This window comes from Chitinophaga sp. sic0106, assembly GCF_019219075.1.
Lineage (GTDB): Bacteria > Bacteroidota > Bacteroidia > Chitinophagales > Chitinophagaceae > Chitinophaga.
This window is the reverse complement of record NZ_JAHUWJ010000003.1, coordinates 291,166-315,869: the sequence shown is the minus strand read 5'-3', so window position 1 is coordinate 315,869 and position 24,704 is coordinate 291,166. Positions and strand designations below refer to the sequence as shown.

Here is a 24,704-nt window from a genome sequence, read left to right as displayed (position 1 = left end):
CCCTAAAAAAATATTTTTATTCTTGTCACCCGATTTGATTTTTTCGTGTAGTTAGGCTGATTCACATCACTAAACTATTCCGCGATGAAAAAGATCATCCTCGGGTGGATGCGCTGCACAGCCCTATTGCTGCTATGCTTTATACCGCTGCAGCAGTTGCAGGCACAAGACGCAACCAACATCAATGAGCGTACAGTGACGCTCTCCGGTAAACACCTGTCACTACTCCAGGTATTCAGTGCTATCCGCAAGCAAACAAAGCTGACGATGGTATATAGTAACCAGTTGCTGAATGATAATGAAGAGGTGAGTGTCGACTTTCACAACACCCCGTTGCCGCAGGTATTGGAGTTCCTGTTTAAAGAAAGGAATATCACCTACGGCGTACAGCGCAATCGTATTGTGCTGGACAAAAAAGTGCCCGTGCCTTCAGCTACTGTGCCTCAGTCGGACGAGTGGTCGCTGCGCGGGCAGGTAATGGATGTAAACGGAGGGGCGATCCCCGGCGCCACGGTAAGCATAGTAGGTACCGGCAAAGGAATGGTGACCGATCCGCTGGGAGTATTTACACTGCCGGTCAATAAAAGCAGTGTAATTCGTATAGCCATGGTAGGTATGAACCCGGAAGAAGTGCAGGTAGGTCAACGCCGCACACTGAAGGTGACGCTTACCGAAAAGGTAGATAAGCTGAACGAGGTGGTAGTTGTGGGTTTTGGTAACCAGCGTAAGGTGACTGTAACCGGCGCCGTGTCTACCGTTAATATGGCCGATATGCGTACCCCCGTACCTTCCCTCACCAACGCCCTGGCAGGCAAGGTGGCCGGTGTGATTTCCATGCAGAGCGCCGGTGGTGAACCCGGTTACGATAACCCCCAGTTTACCATCCGCGGGATAGGTACCTTCACCGGCAGCACTTCCCCTTTAATCATTGTTGACGGGGTGCAACGCAGCGACATCAACAGCAGCTTTGGTGGCGCCTTTAATAATATCGATCCGGAAGATGTAGCCAGCATCTCCTTGCTGAAAGATGCCTCTGCTACCGCAGTGTATGGCGCTAAAGGCGCTAACGGCGTACTGATCATCACCACCAAACGTGGGGTGGCCGGTACGCCTAAAATCTCTGCAAAAACAGAAACAGGCTGGAGTGGACTTACACAAAAACCGCAAATGGTAGATGGTGTTACCTATATGAACCTCTACAATGAAGCAAAAACAAATGCCGGTGAAACACCTGCCTATTCTGAGGAAATTATTGAAAAAACAGCCTCTGGTCTCGATCCGTATATTTACCCCAATGTGAACTGGCTGGACAGGGTTTATAAGGATTGGACTGCTATGACCAATGCCAATGTAAACGTTAGTGGCGGCGGGGAATCGATGCGTTATTATGTGTCCATGTCTTTTTATAACCAGGATGGACAGTACAATGTGTCGAAAGTAAATGGTTATAATCCCAACCTGAATTTCAAGCGGTACGACTTCAGGAGCAACTTGGATATGAACGTGACCAAAACGACCGTATTATCACTCAACATTGCCGCGATGTTGGTTAACAGCCGTTATCCGGGTAACCCCGCCGGGGGGATATGGTATGCGGCCTATGCTACCAACCCGATTGCCTTTCCGGTGGCATATCCGGACAATAAATGGGCGGGGCCCCGCAATAACGGCGGGGTTAACCCATTTAATCTCGTGCAAAATTCAGGATACAGTACAGAATTTAAACCCAGCGTTCAATCGGTGGTGTCTGTAACGCAACGGCTGGATGCACTTACCAAAGGGCTCAGCGCTACCGGTCGTTTTTCATTTGATACCTATGGTGAGTTTAATACCAGTCGCCCCGGATATAATGACCTGTGGTATGCGGGTGGACGCGATGAAAACGGTAACCTGATCTATGAACGTACCCGCACCGGCAATACTTACCTTGGCTATTCCACCGGCTCAGCGGGGGAGCGTGTGATGTATATTGAAGGTAACCTCAACTATGACCGCAATTTCGGTAACCACACTGTTGGCGGCCTGTTGGTGGGAAGTCTCAGGAACCGGGTCATTGGTACCGCACCCGGTTTGAAACTAGCCATTCCTTTCCGTAATCAAAATATGGCTGCCAGGGTTACCTATTCCTTTAAAGATAAATACCTGGCCGAACTCAATATGGGCGCTACCGGTTCAGAAAATTTTGAGAAAGGCCAGCGCTGGGGCTATTTCCCGGCAGCGTCAGCAGGTTGGGTGATTTCCAAGGAGGAGTTCTTTCAACCCGCTACACATACATTTAACCTGTTTAAGCTGCGTGCATCCTATGGTATGACTGGTAATGACCAGCTGGCAGATAATAACCGCTTCGGCTATCTTACCTATATCGATAATTCAGGAGGTATCTCTTTTGGCGCTACCCCCAAATGGAATAGCGGTATAGCCGCCACTGTATTCGGTACGGAAAATCTCACCTGGGAAAAATCGGCTAAAACGGATATAGGCCTGGAAGTGGGGCTGCTCAATAAGTTTACCATTATTGCTGACTATTTCCAGGATCATCGCAATAACATCCTGGTGCAGCGAGGTACCATTTCTCCTGTTGCAGGATACGGTGATGCACAAATATTTGCCAATATGGGTGAAATGGTTAATAAAGGTGTGGATGCCAGCTTTGAATACATAGATCGTATAGGCAAGAACGTTAGTCTGCGCTTGTTTGGAAATATCACCTACGCCCGTAATAAAGTGATATATGCGGACAGGCCCGTGGCCATCTATCCTTATCAGCAGTTTGAAGGGCATATGAACGGAGAGCAATATGGCTATTTAGCACAAGGTTATTTTAATTCCCAGGAAGAAATAGATAAAAGCCCTGCCCAGTTGCGTCAGTTGCACCCTGGAGATATTAAGTATATGGACCTGAATGCAGACGGAAAAATAGATGCAGGCGACCAGACCTATCTTGGCAAAACAAGTTTCCCGCTGTGGTCCTATGGATACGGCTTTACGCTTGGCGTTAAAAAGTGGGAGTTGTCGACCGTGTTCGCAGGTGTAGCAGATGTTGCCATTATGGCTAATGGTTCGGCAGTGAGTTTCAGTGATTGGGGTGCCAGTGGAGTGGGGGTAATTCCATTTGCCGGAATGGGACAGTATCCCGCCAACGTACTGACGGCATTGGAAGACCGGTGGACAAAAGAAAATCCAAGACAGGATGCTACCTATCCGCGACTTACCGTAGCTAATACCAGCGATAATAATTACGTGAGCAGTTCCCACTGGATACGTGACGGCAGTTTCATGCGCCTGAAGCAGGCTACACTTAGCTATACCATTATTACGCCAGCCATGAAAAAGAAAGGTGTGAGTAACCTGACTACCTACATTACAGGTACCAACCTCTTTACGCTAAGCAAATTTAAACTCTGGGACCCGGAGCTGGGAGCCAACGGTGCAAAATATCCATTCGCAAGAACCGTGACAGTAGGTGTACGTGCGCAATTCTAAAACTTAAAGCTGCTTGTTATGAAATCATATAAACTCATCGCTTTACTGGCAATACTGTTGCTGCTGGGATCGTGCAGTAAGTACCTCGATAAAAAGCCTGACAACCTGTTAACGGAAGAGCAGATATGGGAAACCCGCGCCAATGCAGAGGCTTACCTATATAACGTTTACGGCTATATTCATTATGCAAACGGGGACGACTATGCTTCCGTAGGTGCATCAGACGAAACATCCGTGGCCATACCTACTACGGCAGTGCGGCAAATGGTAGGGGGAAGCTGGAGCCCGGCGGACTGGCACGGCTATTACTGGAGCGGCTGGTATACCGCCATCCGCAAGACTTTTGTATTTGAAGAAAATATAGATAGAGTTCCTGCCAATCAATTGAGCAATGAACTGAAGCAGCAATACAAAGGAGAGAACTATTTCCTCCGGGGATATTATTACTGGCTGTTGCTGCGGCAGTACGGGCCATTTGTAAACCTTACACAGGCGATCAGCCAGAATGAAAACTTTAATGTTTACCCCCGCGCACCATTTGATACCTGTGTGGCTACGATAGTAGGATTGATGAATAAAGCATCGGCGCTGCTGCCTGGAAGATGGGATAACACTGCTAACCTTGGCAGGGCAAACAAAGGCATATGCATGGCCATAAAGGCAAAGGTGATGCAACTGGCAGCCAGTCCGTTATGGAATGGCAATCCTGCATTTGCAGGTTTTAAGAATCAGGATGGAACAAATCTGGCGTCTGCCAGCTATGATGTGAACCGTTGGAGACTGGCCGCAGCGGCTGCTAAAGCCGTTATAGACTCCGGTTTTTACCGGCTGTATACTAACCTGGAAAACGGAGATACCCGTTTTAATCCTTATTTGTCTGTCAGGAATGTTCATCTTACCCCATGGAATGTAGAAACAATTTTTGGTGTGGTAACCTGGAACACGTGGGGCTATACGAAATGTGTTTCTCCCGGACCTGGTGGATATAATATGTATAATGCCACCCAAAACGTGGTAGATGCCTTTGCCATGAACAACGGGAGGACGATTGATGATCCCGCGTCCGGATATACGGAGACGGGTTTTGTACAGCAAAACGGTGCGAATGACTGGGAGCAGAAGCAGGGGGACTGGAGTATGTATGCAAACAGGGAGCCGCGTTTTTATGCGTTTATTGCATACAACGGGCGTTCTGTATTACCTGCCCGCACAGTAGATGATAAAAATTTCTTCTCTTCAGACAATAACCTGGATGGCAGAGGAAGAATCGAGTTTTATTATAATGGTAAGTCAGGACAGAAATCGGCCGGTACGAGCAATATCACCGGCTACCTGCCGCTAAAGCGGGTAAGCCCGAATGATAATATCCGCCAGGATGCCGTTTCCAATCCCACGCCGTATATAGTACTCCGTTATGCGGAAATATTACTGGATTATGTGGAAGCGCTCAATGAATCTGATCCCGGAAATCCGGATATCCCCACCTACCTGGATATGGTGCGTGCCCGTGCCGGACTACCGGGTATAGCCACAGTATATCCTGACGCCGTAGGGAATACAGAAAAAATGAGAAAGCATATCCTGCGTGAACGCCAGGTAGAGCTTTGTTTTGAGGGCGACCGTTATTTTACGCTGGTGCGTCGGTTGTTGCTGGGAAATCCGGAAAATCAAACCATATACGGCCTCAATACCTATGCTAATGATAACGGTCAGGGGTTTGCGTTTACGGACTTCTATAAACGCACCCTTTTCCAGAAACGTACCTGGGATAACCGTATGTACCTGTTCCCGATCCAGCAGCAGGACATCGAGCGTGATCGAGCCCTGGTGCAGAATCCAGGATGGTAAACTATTCATCTCACCCAAATCAGCAAGCAAAATGACTAAACATTATTATACGCTGCTACTGATGCTATTGGTGTTTTCAACAGGCTGCAAGAAAGAAGACAGTCGTCAACACCTGAGCGGAAGTGCAATGACGATAGCAAGGTTCCTTCCTGAAACCGGCGGTGCCACTACAGAGATATTGATTACAGGCACCAACTTCGCCGCAGATACCTCACAGGTTACAGTTACCATTAACGGAAAGCGGTGTGTGGTGATTAATACCGGCATGAACCAACTGATGGCGATAGTGCCTAAACGCTGCGGGTCAGGAAAAGTGGTGGTGCGAGTGGGCAACGACAGTATTGTCAGCAAGGATATTTTTAATTACATATTTACAAGAACGGTTACGACTATCGCCGGCAATGGTAAAGCCGGCTATGCCAACGGAAAGGGTTCGGAAGCCATGTTTAATTTTAATGGAGAAGGCTGGTATCGCGGGGCTGGAATTGTAGCTGACGATGATTTGAATGTTTATGTGACAGATGTAGGCAATCATTGTATCCGTAAAATTGATTCCGCCGGGAATGTGACCCTCCTGGCCGGGAATCCCGATGCCAGCGGTTATGCGGATGGTAAAGGAAAAAGTGCAAAGTTTTCTCTCCCTTATGGCATTACCATTGATGCACAATCTAACCTCTACACGGTAGATCCTGGCAACTGGGATATCCGCAAGATCACGCCTGACGGAGAAGCAACTACCATTGCCTGGGGGAAGTCGGAGCCCTGGTTTATTGCAACAGACAAATCCACCGGACAACTGTATTACACCAGTGCATCTCCCGGTGCTACGCTATACCGGGTAAATGCAGATTTTTCCCAGACCGATGTGATCACGCAGCTGCCTAAACCCGGTGGTATAACTTTCGATCAGCAGGGCAATCTGTTTATTTCCTGTAATGATGACCATTATATTCAGAAATACAGCGCTACCTCCTGGACTGCTGCTGCTGTGGCCGGGCAAAAGGGGATTGCCGGTTATGCAGATGGTACGGCGGCAAGTGCTAAATTTTCTGCGCCATGGAGCATTGCTGCGGATGTACAAGGTAACCTGTATGTTGCAGGAAATGGGAATATTAATGCAGGTGCTAATCCTGATCAGAGCATCCGGTTTATCAGCGCTACAGATGCCGCTGTGAGCACTTATGCAGGTGGAGGCAGCGCAGGATTTTCCAATGGCATGGGTCAGGCGGCAGCATTTAATGGGCCGCTCGGCATTACTGTGGATAAAAACGGGACTGTGTATGTGTTGGATAAAAATAACAATGCTATCAGAAAAATAATTTCAGAATAACTATGATTGGCAGACTACTCCTTATTGCTGTGATAGCCGGTTGTACCGCAGGAAAACCAGATTTAACTGGTGCGGTGATTAAACCACAAATGACGGCCTGGTATGCATCGCCACAGGGTAACGATGCAGCAACAGGCGATTTGAAACATCCGCTGAAGTCCATCAGTGCCGCAGTTTCAAAAATGAAACCTGGCGATACCCTGTTTTTGCGGGATGGCAGTTTTTCGGAAATTATTGTTATCAGCAAATCAGATATTGTCATCATGGCGATGCCGCAGGAGCAACCGGTGGTAGACATGTCCGGCTACCTTGTTTCGGCCGGTACCAGTATACTTACCATCAGTGGAGCGAGGAATGTAACCATTGCCGGTATTGACTTTTGCAACCTGAAAAGTAACACCCCCGGGACAGAGGTGAATGGTATTGTGGTAAACAATGGCAGTAAAAATATCACCCTCCGTAAAAACAAGGTGTATAATATTGAACATAATGTAGCACCGGATCAGGGGCGTGGTGGCCATGGTATACTGATCATTGGCAATACAGCGGAGGTGGTGAAGGATATTTTGGTAGAAGAAAATATCATCCATGACACTAAAACCGGGTATAGCGAAAACCTCACCATTAATGGATATGTAGATGGGTTTATTATTCGCGGCAATACCATTTATAATACCGAAAATATTGGGATAGATGCTGCTGGTGGCTATGCTGCTAATCCTACACCAGCACTGAACTATGCCAGGAATGGTTGGATTACCGAAAATGAGCTGTATAATATCGACATGACGAGGGGTCCTATTGGTGGGGTGCATGGCCATGGAGCGATAGGGATATACGTAGATGGCGCCAGGAACATTATTGTGGAGCGAAACCGTGTGCATGATGCAGACAGGGGGATTGGCATTGTGAGTGAAACGGACGCCTTTCCTACGAGCCATTGTAAAGTAAGAAATAATTTCGTTTACAATTGTTGGAGAACGGGCATTTACCTGGGTGGTTATCTCAATTATACTTCCGGAGGTACACGCAATTGTTATGTGGTGAATAATACATTGTTTATGAATAACCGTGAGCCAGGTGCATTTTCAGAAATAGAAGGGGAGTTGAGGATGACCGAATTGTGTTTTGATAATGTGGTGATGAATAATCTTGTGTATGCCCGTCCGGTGGATGTTTTCTTTCATAAATATACCAGCACCGGCAGTGGGAATGTGGTTAATCATAACCTGTATTATACTACCGGTTCCCCTCAATGGATATGGAATGGGGTGCCTTATACCACGATGGCAATCTGGCAGGCGGGGGCTGGGCAGGATAATGCGGCCGTGTATGGCATGAATCCGATGCTGGTAAATACTACCACGCCTGATTTGCATCTCCAGCCGGGCTCACCGGCAGGAGATGGAGCATATATGCTGCATGATTCCATAGTAGGAACGCTGGATATTGATGGGCATGCCCGTAAAAGTGGTGGCCGTTTAACCATTGGTGCACACCAGTTATAAAGAACAGGTTTGCAAAAGCCGGTATTTTTCCCGAAGTTCGTCAGGTTAAAATTCGGCTTATGAGAAAATACCTTTTATTGCTGGCAGCGATGTGGAGTAGTTACAACGTAGTTGCCCAGCAGTTATATATGCCCCGTAATATCCGCCATGCTTATAGCGCCAAAACCAGGGATTTGAGTGGCCGTCCCGGGCAAAATTACTGGCAGAACAAGGGTCGCTATGATATTCAGATGAAGCTGGCGCCTCCATCCCGTACCGTTACAGGTACTGAAACCATTTTGTATGTCAACAACAGCCCGGATACGCTGAAACATTTATGTATCCGGATGAACACCAATCTGCATAAATACCAGGCTCCCCGCTCCGGTTATCATAGTATGGACTTCCTGGACAGCGGCATGGTGATCGATAAATTTGTGTACAATGGTCAGGAGCTGAAATTCAATAATGACGTAGGTACAGCTGGGAATATCCGTTTACCTCGCCCGCTGGTGGCGCGCGATAGTGCCAAGATTGAGATCAGCTGGCATTATGACTTGTCAAAGGAGAGTGGTCGTGAAGGGATGATCGACAGTACCACTGCATTCCTAGCCTATGCTTATCCCCGTATAGCCGTGTATGATGATTACAATGGCTGGGATGATATTCCTCATACTGACCGGGCAGAATTCTATAATGATTTCAATGATTATACCGTAGCGGTTACCGTACCCAAGAATTTTGTGGTATGGGGTACCGGTGATCTGCTGAATGGTGCTGAAGTGCTGCAACCTGCGGTAGCGCAGCGTTTGAAAGAAAGTTATGTGGCCGACAAAACGATGCAGATTGCGACGTTGCAGGATATGCTGGCTGGCAAAGTAACGGCACAACGGGACTGGAACACCTGGAAGTTTGCGGTGAACCATATTGTGGATGTGACCTATGGGGTGAGTAATCACTATGTATGGGATGCGGGCAGCGCGCTGCTGGACACGGCTACGGGTCGCAGGGCGAGCATGCAGGCGGCCTATAATGATACGGCTGCCGACTTCCGCAAATCAGTGGAGTTTGGCCGGTATGCGCTGGGCTGGTTCTCTAACCACTGGCCGGGCATTGCATATCCTTATCCGGTGATGACGGCTTTCCAGGGCTATGCCGACATGGAATATCCGATGATGGTGAATGATGGTAATGTGGGAGACCTGGACTTTGCGCAGTTGCTGCAGGACCATGAGATGGCACATACCTATTTCCCTTTTTACATGGGTATTAATGAAACCCGCTATGCTTTTATGGATGAGGGTTGGGCAACCACCTTTGAATACCTGATCCGAATTGCAGAGAAGGGTAAAGCGTCTGCCGATGATTTTTACAAGAAGTTCAGGGTAAAGCGTTATATAGGAGATCCGAGTACAGAGGAGGATCAGCCGGTTATATCTATGTCCACCCAGGTGAGTGGCATGGGCTATGGCAGCAACTCTTATGGTAAGGCTTCGCTGGCATACCTGGCGGTAAAAGACCTGTTGGGGGATGCGTTATTTAAAAAATCATTACATCATTATATGCAAACGTGGAATGGTAAGCATCCTATTCCATGGGATTTCTTCAACAGCTTCAACACAGGTTCAGGTAAGAACCTGAACTGGTTTTGGCACAACTGGTTTTTCACCAATAACTATATAGACCTGGCGGTGGAATCAGTAAAGGGGAAAACGGTGACTATCCGCAATGTGGGTGGTTTTGCTATTCCGTTTGACCTGGTAGTTACCGATGCGGCTGGTAAGGAAGTGCGTAAGCATTATACGCCTGCGGTGTGGGAAAAGAACCAGCAGGTGCTGACGTTGCCGGTTCCGGAAAAGTTACGTAGTGTAAGGGTAGAGGGTGGTTTGTATATGGATGCTACACCGGAAGATAATGTGAGTAAGTAATGAACTATTTTTATGAGGAAGGGGGATTGGGTGGTAAGCCCGGTCCCCCTTCCTCATTTGAATCAGACCTAAGGTCTGATTCAAATGAGGAACCTGATCAAACATTTTTTAAAATATTTGTTATACCTGCTGACATAGGGTTGTCACTTCCCCATTATTACTTTGTATCAACAAAACAAAGCAACTATGAATATCATTGAACTACTCCTGACGGAGCTGAAGACGGAGTCCGCCACCACACGCAAGATGCTGCAACGTGTACCTGATGGCAAGTTTGACTATAAGCCTCATGAAAAGAGTATGTCGATGGGCCGGCTGGCGACGCATCTGGCGGAGGTACCGGGCTGGATACCGATGGTATTAAATACGGAGGAACTGAATTTTGAGGAAGAGAAATATGAGCCGCGTGTGATACCTACCAATGCGGAGCTGGTGGCATTTTTTGAGGAGGAATTACAAAAAGGAGAGGAGGCGTTATCGAAGGCAACGGAAGCTGATCTGCAGAAAACCTGGACGATGCGCAGTGGAGATCAGATCTGGAGTACAAGTAGTAAATATGAGGTGATACGTATGGTTTTCGGGCAGATCATACATCACCGTGCACAATTAGGTTATGATCTGCGCTTGCTGGATGTTCCTATTCCGGGCAGCTATGGGCCAAGTGCAGATGAGAACTAAAGGAAGCAGGGTAATGTTGCACGGGCGCAGCATTACCCTACTCACGTATATGTATATACGCAAATTTGTAAATTTTTTTATGTCTTGAAACCGGCTATGGTGGCTGGTTTTGTAATTTTGTAAAATAAAATTGTTATTTAAATTTTGTAAGAATGAATATTTTTCTATCTTTGCAATCCCGAAACAAACAAACGGGAATGATTCCGTAGCTCAGTTGGTAGAGCAATACACTTTTAATGTATGGGCCCTGGGTTCGAGTCCCAGCGGGATCACTGGATAAAGAATTAAGCCATTTAAATCGAAGGATTTGATGGCTTTTTTGTTTTGGGACAATTTTCATTCATCAAGCACTTGAGAAATGGATGATTGTTTACGCTGGTTTGATGCTTGTTTTACAAAAGTATAGGCACATTGTTTAACCTGGTAAAGTATCCGGAGATTAAAGTAGTATTATTGGTTTATTTCTATCTTAAGTTCCGTAATTTACAGTAAAATTTGATCTTGTATGCAATCCAGACTTATTGTTAGGAATTTTGGGCCGATTGAATTTGTAGATTTAGATCTGAGGAATGTCAATGTTTTTATTGGCCCTCAGGCCAGTGGAAAAAGTGCGTTGGCGAAAATATATACCATCTTAAAAGCTCCAAGGAAGTTTTTTAAGTGGAATATAGTCTTGGAGGGTGCAAGCCAGGGTCATATGTATTTTGAAGGAGTGTTGGAAGAATACAATATTTCATCATTTCTTAGAGCAGATACTGAGATTGAATTTCAATCAGAGTTACATAATATAAGCTATAGAGATGGAATGATAAATTATGAGCCATTGCTCCTAAAACGCATAGAGCAATTGGAACAGTATAAAACAGATTTTCAAGAAAATCAAAAGGCGATTCTTTACGAGGTAAAAAATTTAGTCGAAAAATTTATATGGTTTAATTTTCGTGTTCATGACATATTAGATATTGATTTTGAATCAACAGCTTCATTTCTTACTATCCTTGACACTATCACTTTAACAGAATCCCAATTCCACCGAATTGTAGAAATAATTAAAGAGATTGAGGCCAACCTAAGTACAAATGCCGCAGTATATATTCCAGCAGAAAGAAACTTCATCAATATAATAAAGAATTCATCCTTAAATCTATTATTGAACAATGTACCTATACCCAAGCATATATTAGCATTTGGGGCAGAGGTGGAAAAATCATCCATTAAAAATATAGATTTAGGTTTTTTACAAAAAAACTTAATCTATAAAGATGTTAATGGGGAAGCTAGAATTTTTACTGATGACAACCACAGTATCAAATTAACTGAGGCCGCATCTGGAATTCAAAGTGTATTACCGGTATTGATTCCAATTCTTTCACATAAGGCTTCTGCTGGTCATCGGTCCTTTGTGATAGAGGAACCTGAATTAAATTTATTTCCAATAGCCCAGTATGAGCTAATTAAAAAATTAGAATCTTCGAGAAAGGAGCCATATTGGGAAGACTATGGAACCATACACACGTACACCACTCACAGTCCTTATATACTTTCAGCTCTAAATAATCTTCTTTATGCCAATAAGGTGAAAAGAAATCATATAGAATCTGATGAGTTTATGAGTAATTCAAATTTAGAAAGTGAAGTGAATAAAATTGTTTCAGCGGAAATTAATCCCTATTACTTCACTGCCTACCAAATCTGTAACGGCCAGGCAGAATCAATTTTTGATCGGGAAACAGGCCTTATTAGAGAAAATTACATCGACAGTGCATCCGATAAATTAGCGGATGATTTTGATGCATTAATGGACCTAGCACAATAAAAAATGGAAGCTCTCCTGAAATCATGTTATGGAGACTGCAAGCACTTAGCAATCTCCAATTGTAGCTTGAAAAGCTCTTACCATACATTGACAACTCCGAAATTTTACGTTTATTATGCGGATGATAATCAGCCAGTTCAAATCGTAGAAGAAAATGAAGATCATCAGCTGGTAGTATCAAATCCAGCTTGTGCTGAAGTGGGATTTATAAAAACTGACAAATGCCTTTTTGCAGATAATGTTCAAAAATGTGACTGTGTGTTGTATTCCACAACCAAATTATTTTTTGTGGAGATCAAGTGGAGTAGTGCTGGTGGCAGAAATGCAAAAAGAATAAAAGCGGTTGAACAACTTGCAGCCACCATTGAGTCATTTCAAGAAAGTGGTGTGGACTGTAAGGATTATGAAGCAGGGGCTATTATCTGCTTCAAACGTAAGGATGTTTATCCTACAAGAGCGTCATCAAACTCTCAGAAAGCAATATTTCTGGAAAAATATGGTGTCAGGTTAGAAGAAGGTAATGTCATTGAGTTTTAAAGAGTCCATGCCTATTAACCTGTCGTGCAACTCTAGGAACATCGCACTCCTACTTTCCTTACTGATCCGTGCTCACCAGTATCCTCGGTTTCACCGGCACTGGTTGTTGTGCTGTTAGTGCGTTTGAAATGAAGAAGAGGAGAAAGAAGAAATATCGTTTGCGCATTATTACTTAGGTATTTAAATGTCGTTTTGACTTTTATTAAAATAGGCGTAGGTCCTAAATTACATACCTTTTTTGGAAAATTTTACCTTTGTTTTGGCTTGGCGATGGCTCCCGTTAAATAATGAAAAAGGACTATAAAGAGACCCACGAATCTACAAATAGGTACCATCACTCTGTATAGTCATTCATATCAAACTCAACTCCCCAACCTCCCCAGCGCCTCCTCAAACCGCCCACTCCGCATCTGCGCCACCGCCTCATTCATCAGCGCTTTCCCGTACATCAGCTGCCCTTCATGCGTAGCCAGCGATAACTTACCGGACCCAATCAACGGCCCCACATCCTGGAGGAAAATACCTTCCATTTCCTGATCCACCGTACCCGGCTTGTTCCCAGCCGCCAATTGCAGCATCATCAACGAATATATCATCCGGCTGATTTGCCGCATAACGTAAAAACGCGCAGATTGATAAGTACTGACTTCTCCAAAATAAGTTTTAAGGAACGCAGTTTCCTGCTCGGGACTGTGAATAAAAAAGTTAGCCACGCCAGCCAGGTCCACATAGCGGTCATTCAAAAAAGCAGTATCCCAGTCAATGATCCAGATGGCAGTACCGTCACAAAGGATGTTAGATGGATTGAGGTCGTTATGACTAAATACCTTATCCGTATCTGCCCAGGGGTATACCTTTTTCAGCTCCGCGTATTTGGCCATGCACTCGTCCGGAACAGGCCCTGATATTATATTACTCCTCCGGAACCCTTCCACAATATGATCCACCGTAGCTTTCATATCATCACCAGGAACCGTATAGGCGATACCGTGAGTTTGCTTTACTGCCACTGCTAATTTTTCTGCCAGCGCCACTCCGCTATAAATACTCCTGATGGGTTTATTTTCAACAAACTCACTGATGATAATACCAGCTCTGGCATTGCTATAAAGCAGGGGAGGGGCAATACCCGCCTTTGCAGCAAGGGCTATACGCTCATAAGTATTATTTCCCGGTTTATCCAGTTTCATCACATATGGTCGGTCATTGGCGATCACCTTATATACGGAAGCAGCAGACAAGCCGCCTGCCAGCAGTTGAGCCTCACTGATAACAGCACCCCCAAAGGCGGCAGCAAAGGCTTCATTCACATCAGCCAGGCGGTCAGCAGGAAATATTGTGTTATTTAATGACATAGGAACGATATATTTTACAATATTACCGCGTCAAAAGCAATTCTCAAAACACTCACCCCATCGCCCCTACGAATAGTTAATATTTTGTTAACCTCCCCGTAATATTCCCAACACATGCACCCTCTACTTTTGCACCCTAAGCATAAACACTCATTGTCAATGAAGAGATTTATCCGTCTATTTTATCTTGCGATAGCAATCCTGACGTCAACCAACATCCACGCACAATCCACCCTTGCCGACTTAAACGGTCAGATCAAAGCCAAGGATGGTACTGCGATTCCAGGGGCGTCCATCACAGTAAGAAACGAATCAACTGGTTTTACCAACAGAACCCAGTCAAATACCAAAGGTCTCTATACCTTTAAACAATTACCACTCGGAGGTCCATACACTATAACGGTGTCGGCTATGGGTTTTGGTTCCCAGAAAAAACAAGACTATAGTCTGAACCAGGGTGATGCACTCCAGGTAAACTTCGACATGGAATCCTCTGTATCCAACCTGGATGCAGTGACCATTACCTCTACCTCCAACAAAAAGGCGATTGTAAACGCGGGTGCTGCTACCACTATCACACCTACTGACATCAGCCGCCTGCCGGTGAACGGAAGGAACTTCTCCAACCTGGCAGCATTGTCGCCACTGACCGGTAACGGTACCAGTATAGGCGGACAGCTGGGTTCAGGTACCAACTATACCATTGATGGTATGACCGCTAAAAACCCGACTTCCGCAGGCCCTACCACTTCCAGAAGTGGTGCGCCATACTCCATCTCCATTGAGGCAGTGCGCGAGTTTAAAGTGGTAACCAACCAATATGATGTGACCCTCGGCAGGTCCGGCGGTGGTACCGTAAGCGCGGTTACCAAATCCGGTACCAACACGGTATCCGGTTCGGTATTCGGCTATGGCCGTGCTAACTGGTTATCCAGCCCTTATGATATCCGTGGTAATAAAAGAAACAATAACTATTCTACTTACCAGTTCGGTGGTTCCATCGGCGGACCATTAATTAAAGATAAACTGCACTACTTCCTGGCATGGGATCACCAGACAGATAACCGCTCTCTGGTTATCGCTGATGTACGCTCTGCTTCTGATGAGCTGGTATACAATATCACCAGGAATGTACTGGATACCTTCGTTGGCATCGCCAGAAACCAATACGGTGTGTCCAGCCACGCACAATACGGATCGTTTAATAAACAACGTATGTCCGACGCCGGCTTCCTCCGTATCGACTGGCAGATCAACGATAAAAACCTCCTGACTATCAGGGATAACTATACCAATGATGTCAACAAACTGGGACTGATCGATAATACTGCTATTAACCTGTATGAATCCGCAGGTAACGACTTCAACAGAGACAACAGCCTGTTGCTGACCCTGCGTTCTACTATCAGCACAAAAGTAACCAACGAGTTAAAAGCACAGCATCTTTATACCTGGCAGGCCAGCAAACAAAATGATGAGCTGCCGGGCGCACTGCCAAGAGCCATCGTTGAAAACGTAACTTCTGTTTTATCCGACGGTTCTACCAAAGCAACCAATATCCAGATCGGTGGTCACCGCTTTGGCCAGGAAGGCTTTACCAACAACGTATTCCAACTCACGGATAACCTGTATTACAATACCGAAAAAGTAAACTATACCTTCGGTATCGACCTGATGTATACACACGCTAAATCACTGTATGGTAGCGAGGTAAATGGTCGCTATGTATACAGAGGTATGGACGCGTTCCGGAACAATACTCCATATGCTTTCTACCGCGAAGTGCCTTTAGTGGCTGATCCTAGCGTAGTGTCTACCATCTTCAACGGTGGTGTTTATGGTCAGTTACAAACTACACTTGGTAAAGGAGTAAGTCTCACTGCCGGTTTACGTTTTGACATGGCTACCTATCCTAAGGCGCCACTGAACCAGGAACTGTATAACGCACTCGGTTTGAGCACCAATAACACCATTAAGTCGTTTGTGACACAGCCAAGATTACAGCTGACATGGGATGTGCAGGAAAAACATACCGACTACATCAAAGTGGGCGCTGGTATATTTAGCTCCGACATCAACAACTACATGCTCATCAACAACCTGACTTTTGATGGTAAACATTTTGGTACGGTGAACCTGAACTCGAATTCTGTAAGCATTCCTTCACCTGATTTCTCTGCATTCAGAAAGGATCTTGGAACTGTACCAGCGTTTACACAGTATCAATTACCGCTGATCAACTACACAGGTCCGGATGCTAAAATTCCGGTAGTGTACAAAGCAAACATCAACTATACCAAATACATTACCAGCCGCCTGAGAATGGGTATCTCCGCGTACCTTACCTATGGACGTAACAACTACTTCTACATAGATAAAAACATGGTTGAAACACCATTTTTTACTTTGCCTGCTGAGGCCAACAGAGGCGTGTATATTCCTTTAGATAAGATGAATACCAGCGGTGGTAGCGGTAACTACCTGGATGGCAGAAAGAGCACTGCTTTTGGCAGGGTGCTCGAACTGACCAGCCTGGGTAAAAACAATACCTATACCTTTGTATACGACCTGAACTACCGTTATTATAAAGATGGTAACTTCACTGCCAGCTATACCTGGAACGATTCAAAAGATAATACTTCCTACAACGGTAACGTGGCAAACAGTGCTACTTTAGGTTTGCCGGTAGCAAGCGACCCGCGTGACCTGAGCAAAATGTCCTATTCCGACGCGCAGTTCCGCCATAAAGTAGTGTTCTACGGTACATCTCCCACCTTCGCTGGATTTGTATTCGGGGTGCGTTTCTCCGGCCTCGGTGGTACCCGCTACAGCCTGTTGTCAGGTGTAAACAGCAACCAGGACTTCGTGAGCGGTACTAACGACCTTGCTTATGTGTTTGACCCTAACGCTGCTACTACTCCTGCCGCTCTCAGAGACGGAATGCTGAAACTCCTGAATGCCGGTGATGCTGGCTTCAGAAAATATGTGGAGAAGTCCACCGGCAAAATTGCTGAAAGAAATGGTGGTATCAACGGCTTCTACGGCACCGTGGATTTAAGGCTGGCTAAACAATTCAAAATATCAAGGAAAAGCGGTTTTGAGCTGTCTGCCGATGTATTCAACTTCGCTAACATGCTCAATAAGAAATGGGGTTCCAGCCATAACTTCGGTAATACCTCCCTGTATCGCGGTACTGCATTTGACAAATCTGAAGCTGTCAGGGCATATACCTATGCTGTTAATACCAGCGGCGTAGCTAACCCTGGTGGTGATCCTTATCAGATCCAGCTGGGAGCAAGGTTTTTCTTCTAACCTTTTTGTAAAGAGATGTGGCTATCGCCAGGCTGAAGTTTCCTCTCGGGCCTGGCGATAGCCTTTTTAGCACATTACCGGAAAGATGACATGGAAAAAGTGATTGTGCAATTGTTGGGTAAGTCCTGATAAGTGATAGGTTTTGCGAAGCCGCTTAAATCCATGATTTAAGCGGCTTTTTTATAAAAGTCACTATCTTGTGACGGTTATACGTTCCCCTATGTCCCAATATACCTCCAAAACGGTTCTCGTCCTCGGCGCCAATTCAGATGTGGCAAAAGAGGCCATCCTGCTGTACCTCCGCAAAGGCTACCAGGTAATAGCCGCTTCCCGCAGTACTGCGGGAATCAACGCCTTTATGGCCGCCAGACGTGCCCCTACAGACCTACTCACTGTCTGCTATTTCGATGCCACCGAATTTGAGGAGCATGAACGATTTTACCAAAGCCTGCCAGCCAAGCCTCATATCGTAGTGTACGCCGCCGGCTTCCAGGTAACCAACGAGCAGGCGCTGGTGGATTGGGAAGGGAGCTTTCGCATGATGCAGGTACATTACGCCGGTGCTGTGTCCATTATCCATCTGATAATTAATGATACTACTAATACCCACCTGGAGCGTATTATCGGGCTATCCTCCCTTTCCGGCGTGCGTGGCCGCAAAAGTAACTTCGTATATGGGAGCACGAAAGCAGCGTTTACACAATACCTGGCGGGATTGCGGCAATATTTGTTTCCAAGAAAAGTAACTGTGAATGTAATTGTTGCAGGTTATATCCGCAGCAAAATGACCGCCGGACTGGACCTTCCCGAGTCCCTGCTGATGGAGCCTGCCTTCATTGCCCGTGCCATCGTGAACGCCGGCACTGGGTTTGAGATCGTACCGGGATTTAAATGGAAACTGATCCACCAGGTGCTCAAACATCTCCCTGAAAAACTGGTGGCGAAATTACCATAACGTCCAAAATCGAACATCCTCCTAACGAGAATGGACATATTATAATTGTGCGTTATCCCTAAACGAATAATTTGTATTAATTTGCAATAAGGCATTTTCTTTGGCAGCTATAGCACTGTATAAACATCCTGTTTACTATGCTGAGAAACTACTTAAAAATTGCATGGCGCAACCTGTGGAAGCACCGGTTGTTTTCTCTGATCAATATTATTGGTTTGGGCCTCGCTATGGCCATGTGCCTGTTGATCATCATTCAGTTGCAGGGTAGTTTTGAGAGAGATGCATTTCACCCTTATCCCAACCGCACCTTTCGTATCACCACCGACGTTACAGCCACCGATGGAAATACATTTTTCCTGGCCAGCACACCGCAGCCGCTGGCGGATAAGCTAATGCAGGAGCAAAGCAGGGTAGAAGCGGTAGCCCAGGTAATACGCGGCTTTGGCGGTACTTTCAGCAACCGGGTAAAATCATTAGGCGCATGGGGACATTATGTGAGCCCCGGCTATTTCAAACTCTTTAACTTCCCGCTTGAAAAAGGCCAGCCGGCCATTGCGCCATATACCGTGGTATTATCGCACGAAACCGCCGCTAAGTTTTTTGGGGAAACCGATCCCATTGGTAAAACACTGACGCAAAAAGACGGTGGCACCTTCACTGTTGCCGGAGTATTTGCCCCCACGGGACAACAAATATCCCACCTGGATGCGGATATCGTAGTGTCTATGGCCACCTACCCCGGGATCCATCCCGGCGAGGCGGAGGGAAACTGGCTTAACTACAACGCATATACGTACATACTCCTGCAACAGGGCACCACTACCACGCAACTGGACCACATGTTAGCGCAGGTAAGGGTGGATAACCGGAAAAAGGTAGATTTTACAGGCGTGAAGGATCACCGGTTTTTAGCACAGCGGATCAGTGATATATCGCCCGACTTCCGGGGCCTGCAAAACAATCCGGGGGTAGAGCCCTGGTTCAAACTACTGATCAACGGCATCATGCTGTTAATCATCATCTCCCTGGCCATCTTCAATTATATCAACCTGACGCTTACACGTTCTTTAAGCAGGGCCAGAGAAGTAGGCGTACGTAAAGTGGCTGGTGCAGCCCGCTGGCAGCTGGTATTGCAGTTCCTGATTGAAAGTATACTCATTACCTGCTGTGCGCTGATCATTGGTATAATTGGGCTCTATGCCATGAAATCGTTTATACATGCCCGTTGGTTAATCTGGGAAGTGCAGCAGCCGTATCTGTTATGGTTGTCTTTCTTTGGATTTACCCTGCTGACCGGACTGGTGGCAGGCGCTGCACCTGCACGGATATTATCAGCAGCAAAGCCGGTAGCCATCCTCAAAGGTTCGCTGGGGCCGGCAGGATTCGGGAAAATCGGCCTTCGTAAAACGCTGATCGTTATTCAGTTTGTGGTATCCCTGGTGTTTATGGTGTCTACCGCTATTATGTACACGCAGTTTCGTTACATGGCCACCGACAATAAAAATTTCAACCGCAGGGATATCCTGAATATACCATTGGGGGAAACAGGCAACTACCGGTTATTGGTAAACGAAATTAGTAAGCTATCCGGCGTAAACAGTGTAGGCGCTACCAGTGCCCCGCTAAACGAAGGCGCCGGGCGAATAAACATCACCCGCGATACGCGTACCCGGGCTGGCATGGAACCCCTCCAAGCCTTTACCTACGCAGTGGATGCTGCGTTTATCCGTAACATGAAACTGACCTTTGCCGCAGGTAATAATCTCCCTGAAAACAATAAGGATACCGCCCGAGGACACTTTGTGGTGCTGAACGAAAAAGCCGTGCAATCCCTTGGATTTACAGACCCGCGCGCCAGCATCGGTCAAACGATACTGCTGGATAGCACCGAAATGATAGTAGCAGGTGTGGTGAAAAATTTCAACTTCATGCGCTACGAAATGCCAGTGACCCCACTGGTGCTGCGCTACGATCCTGCGGCGTTTACCACCTTGTCATTGCTGGTGCAAAAGGGTACAAGACAGGAAGCCCTTACCAGCTCCATTCAAACCATCTGGAAAGGATTATACCCATTCGAACCCTTTCTGTATAACTGGTATGAGCAACAGCTCTATGAAGATTATATGGAAAATGAAGACCTGAAACTATTTGGTATCATTATCCTGATCGTATTTGTGATAGCATCTCTGGGGATGCTTGGTGTGGTAACACACAGCACAGAAAAGCGGGCAAAAGAAGTGGTGCTACGTAAAATAATGGGCGCCGGCATCCCGCAGGTGATGCGACTGCTTTCCTGGAGTTTTGTGAAACTCATGCTCATCGCAGCATGCATAGGGCTGCCACTGGGTACGTTACTTGGAGCAGTATTCCTGCATGTATTTACCTACCATGCATCACCCGGTATTGCTATTTACTTGATATGTACAGGAAGCCTGGTTTTCGTAGGTGCGTTAACAATAGGTATCCAGGTGTATCGCATCGCGCTGTTAAACCCGGCAACGGCACTCAGGCAGGAAGGTTAATGCAGACCGTCAGTCCGCACCGCCACTCACGTTGTCAAACGTTTCCCTTTCCTTAGGCTTGATGGTGTATTTAAGCGCTAACGTAGGGCCATAGTACACATCGAACTGGTTGCCATTGGTGCGCAACTGCATTTGTGCAATGATGCCCGACAAAAAGTGCAGGTTCTTTGTGATACCGGCGCTGTAATAAACAGACATCCTGAAAATATCAAAATTATTAGGTGCGTAGTCGTCTGATGCAAATTTCAACATCAGCTCTGCATAATAGGAAATGTTGGCTTCCCGGAAGATAGGATGAGGGCGCTCCTGCCGTAAAAAGTGGTTCACACCAAAGCGTGCCCTGAGCCTGGGAACGCTTTGATGCACGCCATCGCGGTCATCAAAAAACTTGGTTTCGAAGCGAAGCTGCTGAAATATGCTTCCTTTCGGCATTTTTTGCGCAATAGATCCCATCAGGATCATTCTTTGCTCCAGCGTTTCGTAGTTGCCGGCCTCCTTTACTTCGTATTTGTGATTCGTTTCATAACCCGCCCATAACTTCAGGTTTTTGAATCCGGAATACATCAGCCATGGCCTGAATACGAACCGCTGCCCATATTCAAAAGGATTCTTTGTTATATAAGAACCCTGTGTTACAAACTGCACATCCGCCTGCCCGGAAATATGCCATTTGGAATAAATGGGAAATGCCACATCTATTTCCGAAATAGAAGCCGGAATAAAGCCCATGGTGTTGGGAGGAGGCGCCGCCTGAGCCCATAGGTCAGCATGCGCTAAAAGACCAAGTGATAACAACAGAACAGCTTTACTTCTTTTTATCATGCGTTTCCCATTTGTATGATTTCTTTCTCTCAAAAGCTCAGCACAACAAAAAGAAACAATTATTTAGTCAAAATTGTTCCGGGGAGGCTATACCCGGATATAAATTCTCCGCTTATCCATCATATACCCCACCCACCAGATAAGCAGCATAAACGCCAGTGCATACAGCAGGGAAGCATTTTTGGGTGCCAGCCAGCTGGTAAAGCCATGCTTGTAAATAATGCCTTTCAGGGAGGGGCCGCCCAGGTGAATAATGCCCAGGATCACGGCCAGTATCCACGACAAAATGTACATAAAAAGGGGATTTTTACCGAAAACCTCAAAAAAGTAGCTCCATTTTTTTAGTCCGTATACATCAATGATGGTGATGAAAACGGCGAGCACCAGCAGGTCAAACCCCGTCGCATATACGACGTAAGTGCTGGTCCATAGCGCTTTATTGATAGGAAACACCCATCCCCAGCAGGCGCCGGCAATCACCATCCCTACACCGGTGAGCAGGAAGTTACGAATCGCCGCTGCCCGCGGCGCCTGTTGCAGGTATAGTCCTGCCAGGTAACCGAACACTACATTTACCACTGCCGGCAGGGTACTAAGTAATCCTAATGGCTCAAATGGTATAGCATAGTGGGTATACATATTTTTTACCGGGAGATATAAATGCTCTGCTTTCCCTACGGCATTGCCCTCGAGCGTGTATGGCAGGGCAGGGGTGCCTCCCCAATAGAGTACCGCCCAGTAGCCCAATAAAAGTACGGCACTAACAAGGAGCAAAACCCTTTTGCTACAATAGTAAATCAGCGCTGCTGCCAGTATATAGCAAACGCCTATACGCTGCAATACCCCCCAGAGGCGGATAGCCGAAAAATCCTTCCAGCCATAACTGCCATCCGTATACGTTACAAATGGGAAGGCATTCAACAGCCAGCCAATCAAAAAAATCAATGCTCCGCGTTGGAGTACTTTTCTGAAAAAGTGGCCCGTAGATAAAGTACCCATCTTTTTCATACTAAAGCTGAACGCATTACCGATCACAAACAGAAAAGTGGGAAACACCAGGTCCGTAGGTGTACAACCATGCCAGTCCGCATGTTTCAGTGGTGCATAAATATCACTCCAGCTGCCGGGTGAGTTCACCACAATCATAAATGCCACGGTGAGTCCGCGTAACACATCCAGGGCCAGGTATCTTTCTTGTATAACTTTCATGTGCTGCAATTATAAAAACAGGATATCCGCAAAGTCTTCTTTGCGGTGGAAGTCGGGCGTATGTGCGGTTACATGGTTCCACGTGAGGAAATGTGGTGTCGGCAGTTCATCGCCGCACTTATGGAAATTGCCCTTTACCCGCAATGTAGCCAGGTTTTCAATCTGATGATAACAGAATACCGTAGCAGGGATTACAATCGTGAGTTCCCAGCCAAAACGACGGGCGCCGTTTACTACTTCTGAACGTATATGCGTGTCCGTGGTAATGGCATCTGTAATCCGGTCGGCCAGGGCGCTGCGGTGATTACGGGTAGATCCGTATCCCGCTTTGTACCAGCCTATGCAATTAAACTCCAGGTTATAATAGCTGTCATCCTCTCCAAAAGCCACAAAGAACTCCACACAGCTGTCTTTATGAATATCCCCGTTGGCAGCGGAAGCCGCCAGCAGGAACTGCTCTTCCACATAATATTTCAGCAGCACTGCATGGGCGCTGTGCGCAATGGTGAAAGAAGCCTGTACTTCATGGCCGTATTGCGGCCAGGGGTTGCAGGCAATAGGTACCTGCGGTAATTTATCCAGCATACGGCCCACCTGCTGCGGGGTATGCTGCTGCTCCACTTCCAGGAAGGGTGCGTGTAATAACGCCATGGCTAATGCTTTTTGGTGGCTAATAGTTCACTGCTCTGCTCGTCCAGAAAAAGTATGGCGCCAGGATGTGTTCTTAATATTGTTGAAGGAAATTCAGTATGTACCGACTGATGGAGGGTGTTATACACCGCCTGTTGCTTGGTGGCACCGGGCACCATGCAGTAGATATATGGCGCCTGCATCAGCGCAGGTATCGTTAGGGTAATGGCATGAGTGGGTACTTGTGCCAGCTCACCAAAGCAGCCATCGTTTACCTGTTGTTGCCGGCACATGGCATCCAGCTCCACCACCTTTACGGGGTGGGTATCGTGGAAGTTGGCCACTGGCGGGTCGTTGAAGGCCAGGTGGCCATTTTCTCCAATGCCCATGAACACCACGTCCGGCGGGTGGACTTCCAGTAAAGCGGCATACTTCACCGCAGCGCTTTCGCCGGCCTGCCCATCGATATAATGAACAGCATGGAAATCGACCTGGCTGAAGATGCGCGACCGTAAAAAGTTGCCAAAGCCTTGTGGTGCTTCAGCTGCCAGACCTATGTATTCATCCATGTGAAATGCGCTCACCCGGTGCCAGTCGATGCCGGGTTGCACGCGCAATGCTTCCAGGAACTCCTGCTGCGAAGGTGCTGCCGCAAAAATGATGTTGATTGTTTTTTTATTTGCCAGCAGGTAGCGTAGTGTAGCCGCGGCCGTTATAGCGGCCTGTAGCCCTAGTTCCTTTCTGGTGGGGTAAATCCTGACGGTGAGGTGTTCGGTTTTAAATTCCTGCATG

Annotated in this window: 16 protein-coding genes and 1 tRNA gene; 12 read left to right on the top strand and 5 right to left on the bottom strand. The window is 46.6% G+C overall.

Features of this window, described 5'->3' with window-relative positions; all coding sequences use genetic code 11:
• The first annotated feature begins 84 nt into the window (after positions 1-84).
• From KW844_RS06300 to KW844_RS06260, 9 genes are all read left to right on the top strand, one after another.
• Entirely contained in the window at positions 85-3,483 is a 3,399-nt protein-coding gene (locus tag KW844_RS06300; RefSeq protein WP_218375865.1) for a TonB-dependent receptor, read from the top strand.
• Between the two features lie 18 nt (positions 3,484-3,501).
• Positions 3,502-5,331, top strand: coding sequence for a RagB/SusD family nutrient uptake outer membrane protein (locus KW844_RS06295; protein WP_218375864.1), 1,830 nt, complete (start codon positions 3,502-3,504; stop codon positions 5,329-5,331).
• 31 nt (positions 5,332-5,362) lie between these two features.
• Positions 5,363-6,661 (top strand): IPT/TIG domain-containing protein, encoded by a 1,299-nt coding sequence (locus KW844_RS06290; RefSeq protein ID WP_218375863.1) that lies wholly within the window; start codon positions 5,363-5,365, stop codon positions 6,659-6,661.
• A 2-nt stretch (positions 6,662-6,663) separates the two neighbouring features.
• Positions 6,664-8,169 (top strand): right-handed parallel beta-helix repeat-containing protein, encoded by a 1,506-nt coding sequence (locus tag KW844_RS06285; RefSeq protein WP_218375862.1) that lies wholly within the window; start codon positions 6,664-6,666, stop codon positions 8,167-8,169.
• Positions 8,170-8,228: 59 nt separating this feature from the next.
• Positions 8,229-10,076, top strand: coding sequence for a M1 family metallopeptidase (locus tag KW844_RS06280; RefSeq protein ID WP_218375861.1), 1,848 nt, complete (start codon positions 8,229-8,231; stop codon positions 10,074-10,076).
• A gap of 186 nt (positions 10,077-10,262) precedes the next feature.
• Positions 10,263-10,754 carry a DinB family protein gene (locus KW844_RS06275; protein ID WP_218375860.1) on the top strand — a complete coding sequence of 164 codons (492 nt, stop codon included), beginning with the start codon at positions 10,263-10,265 and terminating at the stop codon, positions 10,752-10,754.
• Between the two features lie 199 nt (positions 10,755-10,953).
• A tRNA-Lys gene (locus tag KW844_RS06270) sits at positions 10,954-11,026 on the top strand.
• Between the two features lie 233 nt (positions 11,027-11,259).
• Positions 11,260-12,570, top strand: a complete 1,311-nt coding sequence (locus KW844_RS06265) for an AAA family ATPase (RefSeq protein WP_218375859.1) — start codon at positions 11,260-11,262, stop codon at positions 12,568-12,570.
• 3 nt (positions 12,571-12,573) lie between these two features.
• Positions 12,574-13,107 carry a hypothetical protein gene (locus KW844_RS06260; protein WP_218375858.1) on the top strand — a complete coding sequence of 178 codons (534 nt, stop codon included), beginning with the start codon at positions 12,574-12,576 and terminating at the stop codon, positions 13,105-13,107.
• Between the two features lie 362 nt (positions 13,108-13,469).
• On the opposite strand, the gene KW844_RS06255 is transcribed toward KW844_RS06260, so the two are convergent.
• Positions 13,470-14,462, bottom strand: a complete 993-nt coding sequence (locus KW844_RS06255) for a phosphotransferase (protein WP_218375857.1) — start codon at positions 14,460-14,462, stop codon at positions 13,470-13,472.
• 159 nt (positions 14,463-14,621) lie between these two features.
• Between KW844_RS06255 and KW844_RS06250 the strand changes: the two genes are divergently transcribed.
• The 3 genes from KW844_RS06250 to KW844_RS06240 all read left to right on the top strand — a co-directional run bounded on the left by KW844_RS06250 (position 14,622) and on the right by KW844_RS06240 (position 21,251).
• Positions 14,622-17,774: a TonB-dependent receptor gene (locus KW844_RS06250; protein WP_218375856.1), complete on the top strand. Its 3,153-nt coding sequence runs from the start codon at positions 14,622-14,624 to the stop codon at positions 17,772-17,774.
• A gap of 220 nt (positions 17,775-17,994) precedes the next feature.
• Positions 17,995-18,729, top strand: a complete 735-nt coding sequence (locus KW844_RS06245) for an SDR family NAD(P)-dependent oxidoreductase (RefSeq protein WP_218375855.1) — start codon at positions 17,995-17,997, stop codon at positions 18,727-18,729.
• 137 nt (positions 18,730-18,866) lie between these two features.
• On the top strand, positions 18,867-21,251 hold the full coding sequence (locus tag KW844_RS06240) for an ABC transporter permease (RefSeq protein ID WP_218375854.1): 2,385 nt from the start codon (positions 18,867-18,869) through the stop codon (positions 21,249-21,251).
• Between the two features lie 9 nt (positions 21,252-21,260).
• Here the strand turns inward: KW844_RS06240 and KW844_RS06235 are convergent, their stop codons facing one another.
• From KW844_RS06235 to KW844_RS06220, 4 genes are all read right to left on the bottom strand, one after another.
• Positions 21,261-22,073 (bottom strand): DUF2490 domain-containing protein, encoded by an 813-nt coding sequence (locus tag KW844_RS06235; RefSeq protein ID WP_218375853.1) that lies wholly within the window; start codon positions 22,071-22,073, stop codon positions 21,261-21,263.
• Between the two features lie 87 nt (positions 22,074-22,160).
• Positions 22,161-23,282 carry an acyltransferase family protein gene (locus KW844_RS06230; RefSeq protein WP_218375852.1) on the bottom strand — a complete coding sequence of 374 codons (1,122 nt, stop codon included), beginning with the start codon at positions 23,280-23,282 and terminating at the stop codon, positions 22,161-22,163.
• Between the two features lie 9 nt (positions 23,283-23,291).
• A complete protein-coding gene (locus KW844_RS06225; RefSeq protein ID WP_218375851.1) occupies positions 23,292-23,933 on the bottom strand; it encodes a carbohydrate-binding family 9-like protein in 642 nt (213 codons plus the stop codon).
• Between the two features lie 2 nt (positions 23,934-23,935).
• Positions 23,936-24,703: a 6-phosphogluconolactonase gene (locus KW844_RS06220; protein ID WP_218375850.1), complete on the bottom strand. Its 768-nt coding sequence runs from the start codon at positions 24,701-24,703 to the stop codon at positions 23,936-23,938.
• Position 24,704: the final 1 nt, after the last annotated feature.